Origin of the sequence: Streptomyces sp. YS-3, assembly GCF_045257485.1 — a bacterium.
Classification (GTDB): Bacteria; Actinomycetota; Actinomycetes; order Streptomycetales; family Streptomycetaceae; genus Streptomyces.
In genome coordinates this window covers 1-12,848 of the sequence record NZ_JBJHPC010000161.1, presented here as the reverse complement: position 1 = coordinate 12,848, position 12,848 = coordinate 1, and the positions used below count along the sequence as shown (strand labels likewise).

14 protein-coding genes are annotated in these 12,848 nt (G+C 72.0%); 8 read left to right on the top strand and 6 right to left on the bottom strand.

The window, feature by feature from the left end:
- The 3 genes from ACJA3G_RS15805 to ACJA3G_RS15795 all read left to right on the top strand — a co-directional run.
- The coding region (locus ACJA3G_RS15805; protein WP_406553612.1) for a diacylglycerol kinase family protein at nt 1-659 on the top strand (659 nt) is incomplete at its 5' end.
- 66 nt (nt 660-725) lie between these two features.
- On the top strand, nt 726-1,295 hold the full coding sequence (locus tag ACJA3G_RS15800; RefSeq protein ID WP_406553611.1) for a VanZ family protein: 570 nt from the start codon (nt 726-728) through the stop codon (nt 1,293-1,295).
- Nucleotides 1,296-1,509: 214 nt separating this feature from the next.
- Entirely contained in the window at nt 1,510-2,289 is a 780-nt protein-coding gene (locus ACJA3G_RS15795) for a VOC family protein (RefSeq protein WP_406553610.1), read from the top strand.
- Nucleotides 2,290-2,303: 14 nt separating this feature from the next.
- Here the strand turns inward: ACJA3G_RS15795 and ACJA3G_RS15790 are convergent, their stop codons facing one another.
- From ACJA3G_RS15790 to ACJA3G_RS15775, 4 genes are all read right to left on the bottom strand, one after another.
- Nucleotides 2,304-2,858 (bottom strand): GNAT family N-acetyltransferase, encoded by a 555-nt coding sequence (locus ACJA3G_RS15790; protein WP_406553609.1) that lies wholly within the window; start codon nt 2,856-2,858, stop codon nt 2,304-2,306.
- A complete protein-coding gene (locus ACJA3G_RS15785; RefSeq protein ID WP_406553608.1) occupies nt 2,851-4,188 on the bottom strand; it encodes an MFS transporter in 1,338 nt (445 codons plus the stop codon). Before ACJA3G_RS15785 ends, ACJA3G_RS15790 begins: the two co-directional genes overlap by 8 nt.
- Nucleotides 4,189-4,317: 129 nt before the next feature.
- Nucleotides 4,318-4,845, bottom strand: coding sequence for a hypothetical protein (locus ACJA3G_RS15780; RefSeq protein WP_406553607.1), 528 nt, complete (start codon nt 4,843-4,845; stop codon nt 4,318-4,320).
- A 122-nt stretch (nt 4,846-4,967) separates the two neighbouring features.
- Nucleotides 4,968-5,174 carry a DUF1918 domain-containing protein gene (locus ACJA3G_RS15775; RefSeq protein WP_406553606.1) on the bottom strand — a complete coding sequence of 69 codons (207 nt, stop codon included), beginning with the start codon at nt 5,172-5,174 and terminating at the stop codon, nt 4,968-4,970.
- Between the two features lie 177 nt (nt 5,175-5,351).
- Here ACJA3G_RS15775 and ACJA3G_RS15770 point away from each other — a divergent pair, with 177 nt between their 5' ends.
- The 3 genes from ACJA3G_RS15770 to ACJA3G_RS15760 all read left to right on the top strand — a co-directional run bounded on the left by ACJA3G_RS15770 (nt 5,352) and on the right by ACJA3G_RS15760 (nt 8,551).
- The gene (locus ACJA3G_RS15770; protein WP_406553605.1) at nt 5,352-6,194 is read left to right on the top strand and encodes a DUF1206 domain-containing protein; all 843 of its coding nucleotides are present in this window, start codon (nt 5,352-5,354) and stop codon (nt 6,192-6,194) included.
- Nucleotides 6,195-6,547: 353 nt separating this feature from the next.
- Nucleotides 6,548-7,534, top strand: a complete 987-nt coding sequence (locus ACJA3G_RS15765) for a hypothetical protein (RefSeq protein WP_406553604.1) — start codon at nt 6,548-6,550, stop codon at nt 7,532-7,534.
- Nucleotides 7,535-7,687: 153 nt separating this feature from the next.
- Complete coding sequence (locus ACJA3G_RS15760) at nt 7,688-8,551, top strand: SigB/SigF/SigG family RNA polymerase sigma factor (protein WP_406553603.1); 864 nt, start codon at nt 7,688-7,690, stop codon at nt 8,549-8,551.
- Between the two features lie 201 nt (nt 8,552-8,752).
- Here ACJA3G_RS15760 and ACJA3G_RS15755 read toward each other — a convergent pair whose 3' ends face one another.
- Nucleotides 8,753-9,130, bottom strand: a complete 378-nt coding sequence (locus tag ACJA3G_RS15755; protein WP_406553602.1) for an ATP-binding protein — start codon at nt 9,128-9,130, stop codon at nt 8,753-8,755.
- Nucleotides 9,131-9,357: 227 nt separating this feature from the next.
- Nucleotides 9,358-10,350: an alpha/beta hydrolase gene (locus ACJA3G_RS15750; protein ID WP_406553601.1), complete on the bottom strand. Its 993-nt coding sequence runs from the start codon at nt 10,348-10,350 to the stop codon at nt 9,358-9,360.
- Nucleotides 10,351-10,728: 378 nt separating this feature from the next.
- Here ACJA3G_RS15750 and ACJA3G_RS15745 point away from each other — a divergent pair, with 378 nt between their 5' ends.
- Nucleotides 10,729-11,517, top strand: a complete 789-nt coding sequence (locus tag ACJA3G_RS15745; RefSeq protein ID WP_406553600.1) for a hypothetical protein — start codon at nt 10,729-10,731, stop codon at nt 11,515-11,517.
- Nucleotides 11,518-11,711: 194 nt separating this feature from the next.
- Nucleotides 11,712-12,848: RNA polymerase sigma factor (locus tag ACJA3G_RS15740; RefSeq protein ID WP_406553599.1), on the top strand; the 1,137-nt coding region annotated here is incomplete at its 3' end.

The following is a 12,848-nucleotide window of genomic DNA, read 5'->3' as shown; positions in this document are numbered from 1 at the left end:
CCCTGGCCGGAACGGACGCCCTGGTGGGCATCGTGCCGGCCGGGCGCGGCAACGACTTCGCCCGCGCCCTCGCACTGCCCTCCGAGCCCGGCGCGCTGGCCGGCATCCTGCTGCGCGGCGAGCCGAGGAAGGTCGACGCCATCGAGGTCGAGTCGGCCGTACACGACAAGGTCGCCGTCCTCGGCAGCGTCTACGCCGGGGTCGACGCGGTGGCCAACCGGCACGCCAACGCCTCGCGGCTGCTGCGCGGCGCCGCCTCGTACTACATGGGCGGACTGCGCGCGGTGGTCGGCTGGCGCACCGCCCACTACCGCGTCACGATCGACGGCACGGTCCACGAGCGCAGCGGCTACAGCGTCATCGCGGCCAACTCCGGCTTCTACGGCTTCGGCCGGCACATCGCGCCCGGCGCGGCCGTGGACGACGGACTGCTGGACGTGGTCATCCTCCACGACTCGCCCCGCAGACTGTTCTTCACCGTCATGCGGGAGCTGGAGGACGGCAGCCATGTCCGCCGCCCCCAGGTGGAGGTCCTGCGCGGGCGCGAGGTGCGCATCGAGGCGGACCGCCCGCTGCCGTACGGGGCGGACGGCGAGGTCGAGGCCGTCCTGCCGGTCACCGCGCGCGTCCTGCCGGGAGCCCTCACCCTGCTCGCGTGAGCCGTGCCCGCACGCCGGGACGTACCGCCGGGGCGTACCGTCCGCGTTACGGGGAATCCGCTCGGCATGACCACTCAAGCCGAGCGGGAGCAGGCGCGAACGGACCGGCGCGTCACGGCAGTTCGCGTTCTGATCATGCTGGTGGCGGTCGCGGCGCTGGTGGCGTTCTCCGTCGTGCTCGCCGAGCTGACCCTCACCCCCTCGCCCGCCTCACGGAACATCGCGGGGTCGAACCTGCGGCCCGGCCATTCGCTGCGCGAGTACGCCGACGACTACACCTTCCTCGCCGCCTGCCGGCAGATAGGCGGCAACCTGCTGCTGGGCGTGCCCTTCGGGCTGATCCTGCCGGTGCTGGTGCGGCGGCGGCTGCGGGCGGTGCGCGTACTGCTGTACACGGTCGCCGTGATGGTCTTCGTCGAGCTGGTGCAGGGCGCGCTGGTCGAGGGGCGTGCCTTCGACGTGGACGACGTGCTGCTCAACACCACCGGGGCGCTGCTCGGCTATCTGCTGCTGGGCCGCCGGGTGGGGCGCGGCTTCCACCACCTCGGGGAGCCGAGGCGCGAGGAGCGGAAGGCGGCCCGGATCCGCCGTCCGTGGCGCTTCGGTGAGCGGCGGCCCGCGGTACCGCGCCGCTGAGAGCCCGCCGCACCGGTGGCGCGCGGCTCCTGCGCCGAGCGCGCTCGGACGAGGGCGGCCCTCCTGGCCGTCACCCGTTCCGCCCTTCCGCGTTCCCCGCGTGCGGCTCGGTCACTACGATCCGGTATGGGCTGGTTCGCCCTCGGGAGCACACCGGCCCGGCCGCGGACTTCCCGCCCGTACGGCCGGATCCGCGAGAGGCAGGCACTCACCCATGCTCACCACCGACTTCGTCACCGGCGCACCCAACTGGCTCGATCTGGGAAGCCCCGACACGGCTGCCTCCGCGGAGTTCTACAGCGGTGTCTTCGGCTGGGACTTCCAGTCCGCGGGCCCCGAGTCCGGCGGATACGGCTTCTTCCAGAAGGGCGGCCGGACGGTCGCCGCCCTGGGCGCGCTGACCGATGAGGGCGCGAACCCGGCCTGGACGGTGTACTTCCAGACCCCGGACGCGGACGCCACCGCGAAGGCGGTCGAGCAGGCCGGCGGAACCGTACGGGTGGCGGCCTTCGACGTCATGGACGCGGGCCGGATGGCGTGCCTCACCGACCCGGGCGGCGCCGAGTTCTCCGTCTGGCAGCCCGCCTCCACCAAGGGCCTGGAGCAGACGTCCCAGGAGGACTCGCTGTGCTGGGCCGAGCTGCACGCCAAGGACGTGCCGGCCGCGCTGTCCTTCTACCGCTCGCTCTTCGGCTGGCGCTCCCAGGAGATGGAGGCGCCGGGCATGACCTACACCGTGCTCTCCACCGCCGAGGGCGACCAGCAGGAAGCCACCTTCGGCGGCCTCGCCACGGCCCAGGAGGGCATGGAGCCGCGGTGGATCCCGTACTTCGCGGTGGCCGACGCCGATGCCACCACCGGCCGGGCGCGGGAGCGGGGCGGCTCGGTGCTCATGCCTCCGGCGGACGTGCCGGGCGTCGGGCGCATCGCCTGGCTGTCCGACGCGCACGGCGCCCCCTTCGCCGTCCTCAAGCCCGCTCCCCAGATGGCCTGAGCCGCCCCCGGCCCTCACATCGAGTACGAGAGCAGCCGCGCGGCGCCGTCGGGCCAGGGCTCGTCGTCGTGCAGCGGTATCCACATGGTCACCAAGGGCATGACGACGGGCCCCGCCGGCTGCTCCACCTCGACGTCCCGGTCGAGGGTCCGCCAGCCCAGGCGGCGGTAGAGGGCGACGAGCGGCGGCCGGCAGAACAGCAGCGCGTGCCGCGGTCCCCTGGTGCGCGCGTGGTCGAGCGCCGCGCCGACGACCAGCCGCGCCAGGCCGTGTCCGCGCAGATCGGGGGCGACCGCCACCCCGCCGAGGCCCATCACCGGTGTGCCGACGCCGCCGAGCGACATCCGCAGCGGCAGCAGCCCCGCGTGCGCCACCAGCCGGCCCCCGTGGCGTACGCCGAAGTGGTCCTCCTTGGGCAGCCAGGTCAGACCGGTGTGCGCGACCCCGAACGGGTCGGCGCCGCCGCCCAGGATCTCGCTCTGGTCGGCCGGGGTGTATCCGGTCAGCCGCTCCACGGCGGACGGCGAGAAGAGCGGGGCGGACGTCGAGAGCTGTGCGTCATCAGTCATCCCGACATGATCCACTATGGGTCGGGGCCTGGCCGGAGCCGCTCGGGACGGGACCGGCCGCGACCGGCCGCGCCTGTTCGGGACGGCGCGTGCGGACCGGGGTGAACAGCGCCAGCACCGCGACCAGCAGACAGCACACTCCGGCGAGGAAGCACACCGGCCCCGTGCCGTACCGCTGCGCGGCCCAGGTGAGGACGGCCGCGCCGATGGGCGCCGCCGAATAGTGGATGGTCCAGAAGGCCGAGGTGACCCGGCCGAGCAGATGGTCCGGGGTCACCTCCTGCCGCAGCGACATCGAGCAGGTCCCGGACACGCTCACGCAGCCCAGGAAGACGGCGGTGAGGGCGGCGATCCCGGCCGTGCTCCCCGCCGAGCCGACCGCCGCCAGGGCGAGTCCGCAGACCGCGACGCCGCCGGTCCAGGTCACGCCGAAGCCCAGCCGGTGGCGGATCGGGGCGACGAAGAGCGCGCCCAGGACCGTACCCAGCGCACCGACCGCGAAGACGGTGCCGACGGCGCCGTCGCCCTGCCCGAGGTCGTGCTTGAGGTGGTAGATGATCAGGTCGTTGAGGCCGAGCGTCAGGAAGCTGAACACCGACAGCAGAATCGTCAGGCTGCGCAGCACCGGATGGCTCCGCAGGAACGACACCCCGGCGGCCAGCTCCTTGCGCAACGGCTCGCGCGGCTGCGCCGGTGATCGCGCGTCCTCGGACCCGGTACGCCCGGTGAACCGTACGAAGGCGAGGCAGGCGGCCGACACCCCGAAGCTCGCCGCGTCCACGGCGACGGCCGCCGCCGGGCCCAGCCAGGCCGCCACCACCCCCGCGAGCAGCGGGCCGACGACCCCGGCCGCCGCGGCCGTGGCGTTCAGCCGCCCGTTGGCCTCGGTGATGCGGTCGCCCGGCACGAGGGCCCGGACGACGGTGACGTAGGTGACGGAGAAGAACATCCCGACGGCCTCGGCCAGCGGCAGGACGACGTACAGCAGCCAGATCTGCGGGCCGAAGGCCCACGCCAGCGGGATCAGCGCGTACAGCACCAGCCGCACCAGGTCGCACGCGATGAGCAGTTTCCTGCGATCGAGCCGGTCGACCACGATCCCGGCGAACACACCGGTGCCGACCGCGGCCACACCCGCCGCACCCGTCAGCAGACCCATCTGCGCGACCGAGCCCGTCGCGTGCAGCACCAGCAGCGGGAGCGCTACCAGGGCGAAGGAGTCACCGACGACGGAGAGGGTCTGCGCGGCCCAGAAGACACCGAAGTCCCGCTCGCGCCACAGCGAACGCGAACGGGCCGACACGGACTCGTCACCGGTGAGTTCAGACATCCGGGGAGGGTAATACGGGGGCCTGCAGCGAGTCCCCTCAATTTCCGTGGGCCCGTCAGGACTTCGGCCTCGCGCGGGCTCCCGTCGTCGGGCCCGCACCGGTGCCCATGCCCTGCCCCTTACGCCACCTCACAGGTCGTGCACCGCGGTGCGGGCGGCGGAGACGAAGGCCAGGACCGATTCCCAGAACGGGTCGTAGCACTGGTCGAACAGCGCAGCGGCGTCCGGCTCGCCCTCGATCGACGCGCCAAGTGCCCGGTGCGGAGGGCGAGTCGAGAGCCGGAGCCGCTCGGCGGCCACGGCCACGTTGTCCGGACCCTCCAGGCTGATCACCCATATGAAGTGGCGGAGCCGTCCGTACTCCACCCTCAGACTGGCCTGCACCTCCCTCAGCGCGGGGAGCTGTTCGGCGTGGGTGCCGCCCGACTTGTGGACGTCCGACACCGTCCAGTACAGCTCGGCCATCTTGTGCGCCTGCTCGATCAGGCTCACATACGCCGATCGCCGTGCCTCGCTGACGCGGAGGGTGCGCTGGGTCCGCTCGGCGGCGGCGGCCTGGATCTGGGCCGCGCGGGCCGTGCCCCGGCTGGTGACCCAGCTGGCGAGCACCGCTGTGCCCGCGGTCAACGACGAGATCCAGAGGGTGGAGTCAGTCACGCCCGGGACTCTTCCCCGGCCGACTCCCTCCGACTCCGCCGACCCGCTCATGAGGCCGTGCCAACGTCAGGTTCCGGTGCGCGGAGTCCGGCTTACGAGAAGACGTGCTGCCGGAACCCCTTCTACCGGTGTCCCTCCCTCCACTCGTCCGCCGACTGCACCGCGCAGTCGGGGCCCGGCGACATGATCGACTCATGGCCGTCGGGGAAGCGGACCCGGTAGGGCGGCGTGCCGTCCTCACCGAGGACCTGGACGATCTCACCCGTCCTGTCGTGCTGGCCCACGACCCTGCCGTGCTGCACCAGCTGGTCACCCTCGGTCGCTCGCATCGAGGCCTCCCTCGGAAGCGGACTGGTCGGTATCTGCATTTTATGACCGTTCCCGACCGTCCGGCCCGGTGAGCCCGCCCCTTCGGGTCTCCTCGCCCTGTCTGCCCCTGACCCACCTCGGTCCCCGGCGGGGTTGCCCGGGGCGGCCCGGGGCAACCGCAGACCGGGAGGTGCGCCGTGGAGGTGGGAACGGTGACGGTGTCCGGACGGATGCGGGCGCGACAGGCGGCTCGGGGCCCGGTGGTCGAGGGGGCCGCACGAGCCGGGTTCGTGGCGCGCGGGGCGATTTATCTGCTGGTGGGGCTGCTGGCCGCCCGGGTGGCCACGGGCAGTGACCGCGGCCGGCAGGCCGACCGCGAGGGAGCGCTCGCGGAGATAGGCCACCGGCCGATGGGGACGTTCGTCCTGTGGGCGCTGGCGGTGGCGCTCGCCGGTATGGCGCTGTGGCGTCTGTCCGAAGCGGTCTTCGGCGCTGCCGGTGCCGACGGGCGCAAGGCGCGCAAGCGCCTGCTCTCCGCCGGGCGCTGCGTCTTCTACGGCTTCGTCGCATACACCGTCTCCACGTACGCGCTCGGCGACCGCCGGAGCGAGGGCGGCTCCAGCGACCGCGCGTCCCAGGACGTCACGGCCCGGCTGCTCGACCTGCCGGGCGGGCGGTGGATGGTGGGCGCGGCCGGGGTCGTCGCGATCGTGGTCGGGGTGTGGATCGCCGCCCGCGCGGCGCTGCGCAAGTACCACGACAGGATGCGGCTCGACGAGATGTCGGCGCGCACCCGTCGGATGGTGGACTGCACGGGGGTGGCCGGCGGGGTCGCGCGGGGCGCCGTCTTCACCACCGCGGGCGGCTTCGCCCTGTGGGCCGCGGTCGGTTTCGACCCCGGCCGGGCCAAGGGCATGGACGACACCCTGCGCTCCTTCGCCCACACCCCGGTCGGCCCCTGGCTCCTGATGGTGGTGGCCGCGGGCCTCGCGCTCTTCGGTGTGTTCTCGTTCGCGATGGCCCGCTGGCGCAAGTTCTGAGGCCGCGGGTCTGAGGCCGGGGCGGGATCAGGCGAACTTGTTGCTGGGCACCGGCCCCGTCGACAGCACCCGGGCGCGCTCGCCCCGGAGCCAGAACCCCGTACGGCCGTGGCGAACTCGGTGAAACGCTCGTCCGGGTCCGCGGGCGTCTGTCCGTCGCCCTCGTCCGGGGCCGGGTCGGCGCCCACGATCTCGGCGGCGAGCAGTGCGTCCGGGCGGGTGTCGGGCTCGGTCCGCTCGGGCTCGCCGTCCTCCCTCGCGCTCAGCTGACCGTCCCAGGGCGCGACCACGGACTGGTGCAGCAGGGCGACGCTGTCGGCGGTGACGGCCGGCGCGTCGGTCCAGTTGCTCGCATGCTCGTGGAGCACCTGCCCGGGCACCCGCTCATGGAGCTGCCCGAGGATCTCGGGACCGTCCTCGACGGCCGCCAGCTCGTTCAGGTCGTACGCGACGACCACGGTGTCCTCGCGGTCCGGCGCGAACGGCTCGGCGGGCAGCCCGAGGACATCGGCGGCGGCCAGGCCGAGGACCCGGCTGCCCCGGTCGGGCAGCAGCGACACCGAGCGCGGCCCCTGACCGGCGGCGTCGAGCAGTACCTTCAGCCGCAGCAGTCCCCGCAGGCACTGGCCGTAGGAGTCCTGCAGCCAGGCGTACCGGCCGTTCATCCCGGCGTCGAAGCCGTACGGGGAGAGCGTGCCCAGCACCGTACCGCCGAGGACGAACTGCCATCCCCGGAGGTCACCGCGGTCCAGGGTGCCGACGGCTCCCGCGCTCGCGGCGCGCTCCAGCATGAGCCGCTGGCGCTCCCGCGCCGGCAGCCAGACCGGGTCCCGCGGGTCGGGCAGCAGGGCGTGCTGCCGGTTTGCCAGGGCCAGGTCGCCCGCCATCAGGGCGTTGAACACCAGCAGATAGCGGTCGGGCCACTCCTCGAAGCCGCTTTCGTGCCGCACCAGCAGCTCGGCCGCCTCGGCGTGCCGGTTCTCGCGCTCGTACGCGGCCACCAGCTCGCGCATCACGTGCGACGCGCCGGGGTGGCGGCCCAGCACCGCGCGCAGGGCGGGTACGGCGACGAAGGGCAGGCCGCGCTCGATGCAGGCGTAGCCGAAGTCGTACAGGGCGCGGTCGTCGTCGGGGCGGGCCGTCACCGCAGCGGCGGCCCGGTCGAGGTCGTCGAAGCCGGCCGCCCGTGCGGCACGCCGGACCACGAGCGCCACCTCGTCCGAGGGCAGGTCCTCACCGGCGCTCCGCAGCAGCCGTACGGCACCGGGCAGGTCCTCCGCGTCGAGGCACTCCCAGGCCGCGAGGAGTTCGGCGGACTTCGGACGGCGGTGCTTGCGTGAGAACATGGACAAGATCCTCTACGCGGGGGGCACCGTCCTCAACGGCATTTCCACCGGATCGAAAAAGACCCGTGTGGGATGTGACATCGCGGGTACACGCTCCTCGCGTTGGTACGCGTTGGAAGCTTGTACAGGTCGATCGAGGGAGAGATCATGACGACGGTCGAGGTCAGCACCATGGCGGGTCCGCGGAGCCAGGTGGCGCCCGAGCTGCCCCTGGTGGAGTGCCCCGACAAGCTCGCGCCGCGGGACGCGCGGGAACTGTCGCGCCTCTTCTTCGAGCAGCTCGCGGTCCTGGAGGAGGGCACGCCCGCCTACCAGTACGCCCGCAACACGCTTATCGAGATGAACATGTCGCTCGTGCGCTTCGCCGCGCGGCGTTTTCGTCAGTACGCGGACGAGATCGAGGACGTCGTCCAGGTGGGCATGATCGGACTGATCAAGGCCATCGACCGGTTCGAGCTGTCGCGCGAGACGCAGTTCGCCACGTTCGCCGTGCCCTATGTCGTCGGGGAGATGAAGCGCTTCTTCCGCGACACCACCTGGGCCGTGCACGTCCCGCGCCGCCTTCAGGAGCGCCGGACGGAGCTGGGCAAGGCGCGGGCCGAGCTGGAGAGCCGCCTCGACCGCTCCCCCACCGTCAAGGAGCTCGCCGCCCTGATGGACATCACGGAGGAGGAGGTCCTGGAAGCCCAGCTGGCTGCCAACGGCTACCACTCCTCGTCCCTCGACGCCGCCCTGTCCGGCAACGAGGAGGAGGGCGAGGCGGCCCTCGCCGACATCATCGGCTGGGAGGACCCGGCCATGGAACTGGTCGAGGACTTCCAGGCCCTCGCCCCCGCGATGGACACCCTGACCGAGCGCGAGCGTTTCGTCGTGCACCTGCGGTTCGTCGAGGAGCGCACCCAGGCGGAGATCGGTGAGACGCTCGGCGTCTCGCAGATGCAGGTGTCCCGCATCCTGCGCCGGATCCTCACCAAGCTGCGCACCGGCATGGGCGTCGTCACGACCGACTGATCCACCACCTCCCCGCCGTTGCGAGCGAGCCGGCGTCGAGACGCATCCCAGCGTCCTGGCGCCGGCTCGCTCGCAGTGGCGTGGGCTCATGCGGAACGCCGACCCAGGACGTGGGACGGAGAACGCGGAACGCAGGACGCAGAACGCCTCAGGAGCGGGGGAACAGACGGCGCGGCAGCCGGGCGACGCGCACGGCGCCGCTCACAGCGGAAGGAAGACCTGGATCCGCTTGCCTCCGGAAGGCAGCAGGCTGACGGTGACGCTGGTCGCCAGGCGGCAGACCATCGGCCATCCGTAACCGCCGGGGGTGAAGTCCTCGCCGGGCTCCTTGGTGGTGGGAAGCGCGTCGCTCGCGTCCTCGACCACCAGCCGCAGTCCCACACGGTCCGCCATCGCCTCGAAGGCGGTGACGCCGCCGGCGTGCCGCAGCGCGTTGGTCACCAGCTCCGAGGTCACCAGCAGCGCGTCCGCGACCACCGTGTCCCGCGTCGACATCCGCTCCATCGCGGCGCCCAGGAGGTCCGTCACACGCCTGCGCGCCTCCGCGGCGTCGACCGGTACCAGACCGGTCCTCCACATCGGAGCCGTTTCCTCACTCACGTCGCTGCCCCCGTCCTGCATGCGCAACCGCCCGCACTCGCACCCTGCGCACCTGCCCAGGGTTCCCAGAAGTCAATCCCCCTCGCTTTCGCCAGGGGCGGCCCCGTCGCGACGGGGGACGCGACGGGGCCTGGGGTTTCGCGTGCCCCGAAGGGCCGGGATCATGCTCGTGACGCCCGTCACATCCACGTGGCAGGCGTCGGTCGCTACGAGGACGGTGCGAGCATCCGCTTGCTGATCCACTCCAGAGGACCGTCGCCGAGGGACTTCGCGTACTGCCGTCCGCTGTGGTGACCGTTCGGGATCATATACAGATTCGTCTTGACCGGTCCCTTGCCGTACTTGGCGAGAAAGTTCTTCACCTTGCGCTGGCCCGACTCCTTGGTCCCCAGCATGATCGAGAGGTTCACCGTGGGGCCGCCCTTGTCGATCAGATCCTGGGCGAGCTTCTCCGGATTGTTGGCCTGCTCCTCCTTCTCGTATCCCTTCCACAGCGGGGAGTCCGGGCGGGTGTCGGGACCGCCGGCGATGGCCGCGCCGAACCGGCGGGGGTATTGCAGCATCATCTTCATACCGACGTATCCGCCGGAGGAGGAGCCGAAGAAACCCCAGCCCCTGGGATCCTTGAACGTACGGAAGTTCTCGCGGACCAGATCCGGCACGTCGTCCGACATCCAGGTGCCCATCTTCGGCCGGCCCGGGATGTCACTGCCGTCGTAGTAGTTCTTCTTGTCCGCGTTCAGCACCGGCATGACCACCACGAAGGGCAGGCTGCGGCCCTGCCGCGCCTGCTCGGCGATAGTTTCCTGGAGCTTGAGGTCGGCTCCGTACCAGTAGTTGCTGGGATATCCGTTGCTGCCGGGGAGCGCGATCAGCACCGGAAAGGCGCTGTTCTTGTACTTCTCCTCGAAGTACTGCTTCGGCGCCCAGGCCCACACCTTCCCCTCGAAGCCCGACTTGCGGCCCTTCAGCGTCGTACGGACCACCTTGGTGCCGTCGGCGAGTTCCCGCTGCACCGTCCACTCACGGGGGTTGGTCGGCAACTGCACCTTGCTGTTCACCGGCGTCCGGCTCGGGCTCGTCGGCCTCGCGGCCTGGCCCCCGAAGCTCACCGGCTCACTTTCCTCGGAACAACCGGCGACCAGCAGGGCCGAGCAGAGGGCGAGCACCGCAACCGGTGCCGCGGACGGGCGCTTCATACACCAACTCCGAATCGATGGGCGATGCGCCGCACAGGACGGCACCGGGCGGGGAGGGTCATCCGCGCCGTACCCAACGCACACACGCCGATCGAAATCCCCGCTCCGGGCGAACAGACGCACGCAGAGCGCACGACGTTCACCGCGACACCCTGTGATCCCACTCACCCATGCCCGGGGCCGTCATCTGCGGCCACCGAGAGGGGGTTCGGAGGGGATACGGGGTTTCTCTCATCAACTCTTTAGTGTGCAGGCGATTCGGACGGGCTGCGGTTGTTTGGGTGAGGTGTGTATCTTTTGCCTACTCGCCTGTGCTGTGCCCCGCAGCAAAGGGCCGGCATCCGGCGGCATCATTCAGCACGAGGAAAGCGAACTCCCATGGCGGACGAGCCGGACACCACCACTCTCAAGGACCAGTACGCGGCGCGCGTCACCGCCGACCTGGAGGCCAACCAGCAGGACCAGGCACGCATCCGCGCCGAACTCGACGCCCTCAAGGGCCGGCTCGAAGCCCTGGAACGCGACCACGGCCTGCTCCAGACCATGCACCACACCCTCAGCGGTGCCTCCGCCACGGCCGCCAGGGCGACCACCGCGGGCAAGCGCACCCCCGCGAAGACCGCCAACCCGAAGCCCGAAACCGCGAAGCCCGAAACCGCGAAGACCGGCACCGCGAAGACCGGCACCGCGAAGACCGCCGCCCGGAAGACCGCTTCCGGCACGTCGGCCAAGTCCGCCGCACAGGTCAAGGTGCCCACGCCCCGCTCGAAGAAGAAGAGCGAGGTCAAGGCCGAGGCCAAGCCGGCCGTCAAGTCCGAGGTCAAGTCCCCGGCCAAGCCCGCGCGCACCCCGCGCGGCAACACCGCTCCGGCGAAGACCGCTTCCCGGGGCAAGGCGGAGACCTCCGGTCCCACCCTGCGCGAGGTCGTCCTCGGTCTCTTCGCCGGTCACCAGGAGCCGCGTACCGTCGCCGACATCCTCACCGAGCTGACCACCGCCCACCCGGACCGCAACACCAGCCCCCAGGTGGTCCGCAACACCCTCGAAGCGCTCGTCGCCAAGGGTGAGTTGGAGCGCGAGCGCAAGCAGGGCTCCGTCTTCTACACCGCTCCCGACAAGAGCACTGCCGGGGCGCCCGCCGCCGACGCCGTCCCCGTACAGGTCTGACCCCGCTCGTCCGCCGGGGTTGGATCGGGTCGATGACACCCTTTCGCTGACCCCGGTGGCCGCGTCGGGCCGCATCCGGAAGAAAGCTTCGCGTTTTTCGTTATCCGCCACTCCCCCACCGGTCTCCCACCGTGGAGAAGCAGTCGGCAGCCCCGAGACCGCAGGGGCCCGGGGAGAGTGGACGAGGCGTGAACATGGAGTACGGGACGGCGACGGTCACGGCCGCGCGAGCCGGTGACCAGCAGGCCCAGGACGAGCTCGTCGCGGCCTGTCTGCCGCTGGTCTACAACATCGTCGGGCGGGCGCTCAACGGCCACGCCGACGTCGACGACGTGGTCCAGGAGAGCGTCCTGCGGATGCTCGACGGCCTGCCGGGGCTGCGGGACGCGGCCAGCTTCCGGTCGTGGGTGGTGGCCATCACCATGAACCAGCTGCGCGCGTACTGGCAGCGTGCCCGCACCCGGCCGGACGGCACCGCCATCCAGGAGACGAGCGACCTGCCCGACCCGGGCGCCGACTTCGTCGATCTCACGATCCTGCGGCTCGGGCTCTCCGGACAGCGCAGGGAGGCCGCCGAGGCCACCCGCTGGCTGGAGCCCGAGGACCGGGGGCTGCTCTCGCTTTGGTGGCTGGAGACGGCCGGGTATCTGACCCGCGCCGAGGTGGCCGCGTCCCTGGAACTGTCCCCGCAGCACACCGCCGTACGCGTACAGCGCATGAAGGAGCGGCTCGACGCGTCGCGCCAGGTGGTGCGGACGTTGGCAGGTGCCTCGCACTGCCATGAGCTGACCGGGCTCCTGTCGCTGTGGGACGGTGTGCCCTCGGCCCTGTGGCGCAAGCGCGTCACCCGGCACACGCGTGCGTGCCCGGTGTGCTCGGGTCTCGGCAGCGGACTCGTACCGCCGGAGGGGCTGCTCGCGGGGCTCGCCCTGGTGCCGGTGGCTTCGGCGGCCGGTCTGTTCGCGGCCCTGGCCGCACACCGGGCTTCGGGAACCGCGCCCATCGCCTACACCGGCGCGGCCTCCACGGACCCCGGTACGGCACCGCGACCGCAGACGCCCGGCCGCCACCGTCAGGCACCGCGGGGCCGTGACGCCCAGGCCGAACCCGCCACCCGCGGCGAGCTGCGCCGCGACCGGGACCGCGCCCGACGGCGGCGCCGTGCCGCCGCGGTGCTCGCGGGCGCCACCGCGATAGGCGGCCTGACCGTGGCCATCCACCTCTCGACCGAACCGTCTACGCCCGGCCACACCGTCGCGGACGCCCCTGCCGGCACCACGGTCACAGCGGCGGCCCCCGACGGAGCCACCACCACCGCACCCTCACCCACC

What these genes read in the sequence shown, in the direction of transcription:
- ACJA3G_RS15800 (WP_406553611.1), top strand. Translation starts at nt 726, where the DNA reads ATGACCACTCAAGCCGAGCGGGAGCAGGCGCGAACGGACCGGCGCGTC.
- ACJA3G_RS15795 (WP_406553610.1), top strand. Translation starts at nt 1,510, where the DNA reads ATGCTCACCACCGACTTCGTCACCGGCGCACCCAACTGGCTCGATCTG.
- ACJA3G_RS15790 (WP_406553609.1), bottom strand. Translation starts at nt 2,858, where the DNA reads ATGACTGATGACGCACAGCTCTCGACGTCCGCCCCGCTCTTCTCGCCG.
- ACJA3G_RS15785 (WP_406553608.1), bottom strand. Translation starts at nt 4,188, where the DNA reads ATGTCTGAACTCACCGGTGACGAGTCCGTGTCGGCCCGTTCGCGTTCG.
- ACJA3G_RS15775 (WP_406553606.1), bottom strand. Translation starts at nt 5,174, where the DNA reads ATGCGAGCGACCGAGGGTGACCAGCTGGTGCAGCACGGCAGGGTCGTG.
- ACJA3G_RS15765 (WP_406553604.1), top strand. Translation starts at nt 6,548, where the DNA reads ATGCTCGTGGAGCACCTGCCCGGGCACCCGCTCATGGAGCTGCCCGAG.
- ACJA3G_RS15760 (WP_406553603.1), top strand. Translation starts at nt 7,688, where the DNA reads ATGACGACGGTCGAGGTCAGCACCATGGCGGGTCCGCGGAGCCAGGTG.
- ACJA3G_RS15755 (WP_406553602.1), bottom strand. Translation starts at nt 9,130, where the DNA reads ATGTGGAGGACCGGTCTGGTACCGGTCGACGCCGCGGAGGCGCGCAGG.
- ACJA3G_RS15750 (WP_406553601.1), bottom strand. Translation starts at nt 10,350, where the DNA reads ATGAAGCGCCCGTCCGCGGCACCGGTTGCGGTGCTCGCCCTCTGCTCG.
- ACJA3G_RS15745 (WP_406553600.1), top strand. Translation starts at nt 10,729, where the DNA reads ATGGCGGACGAGCCGGACACCACCACTCTCAAGGACCAGTACGCGGCG.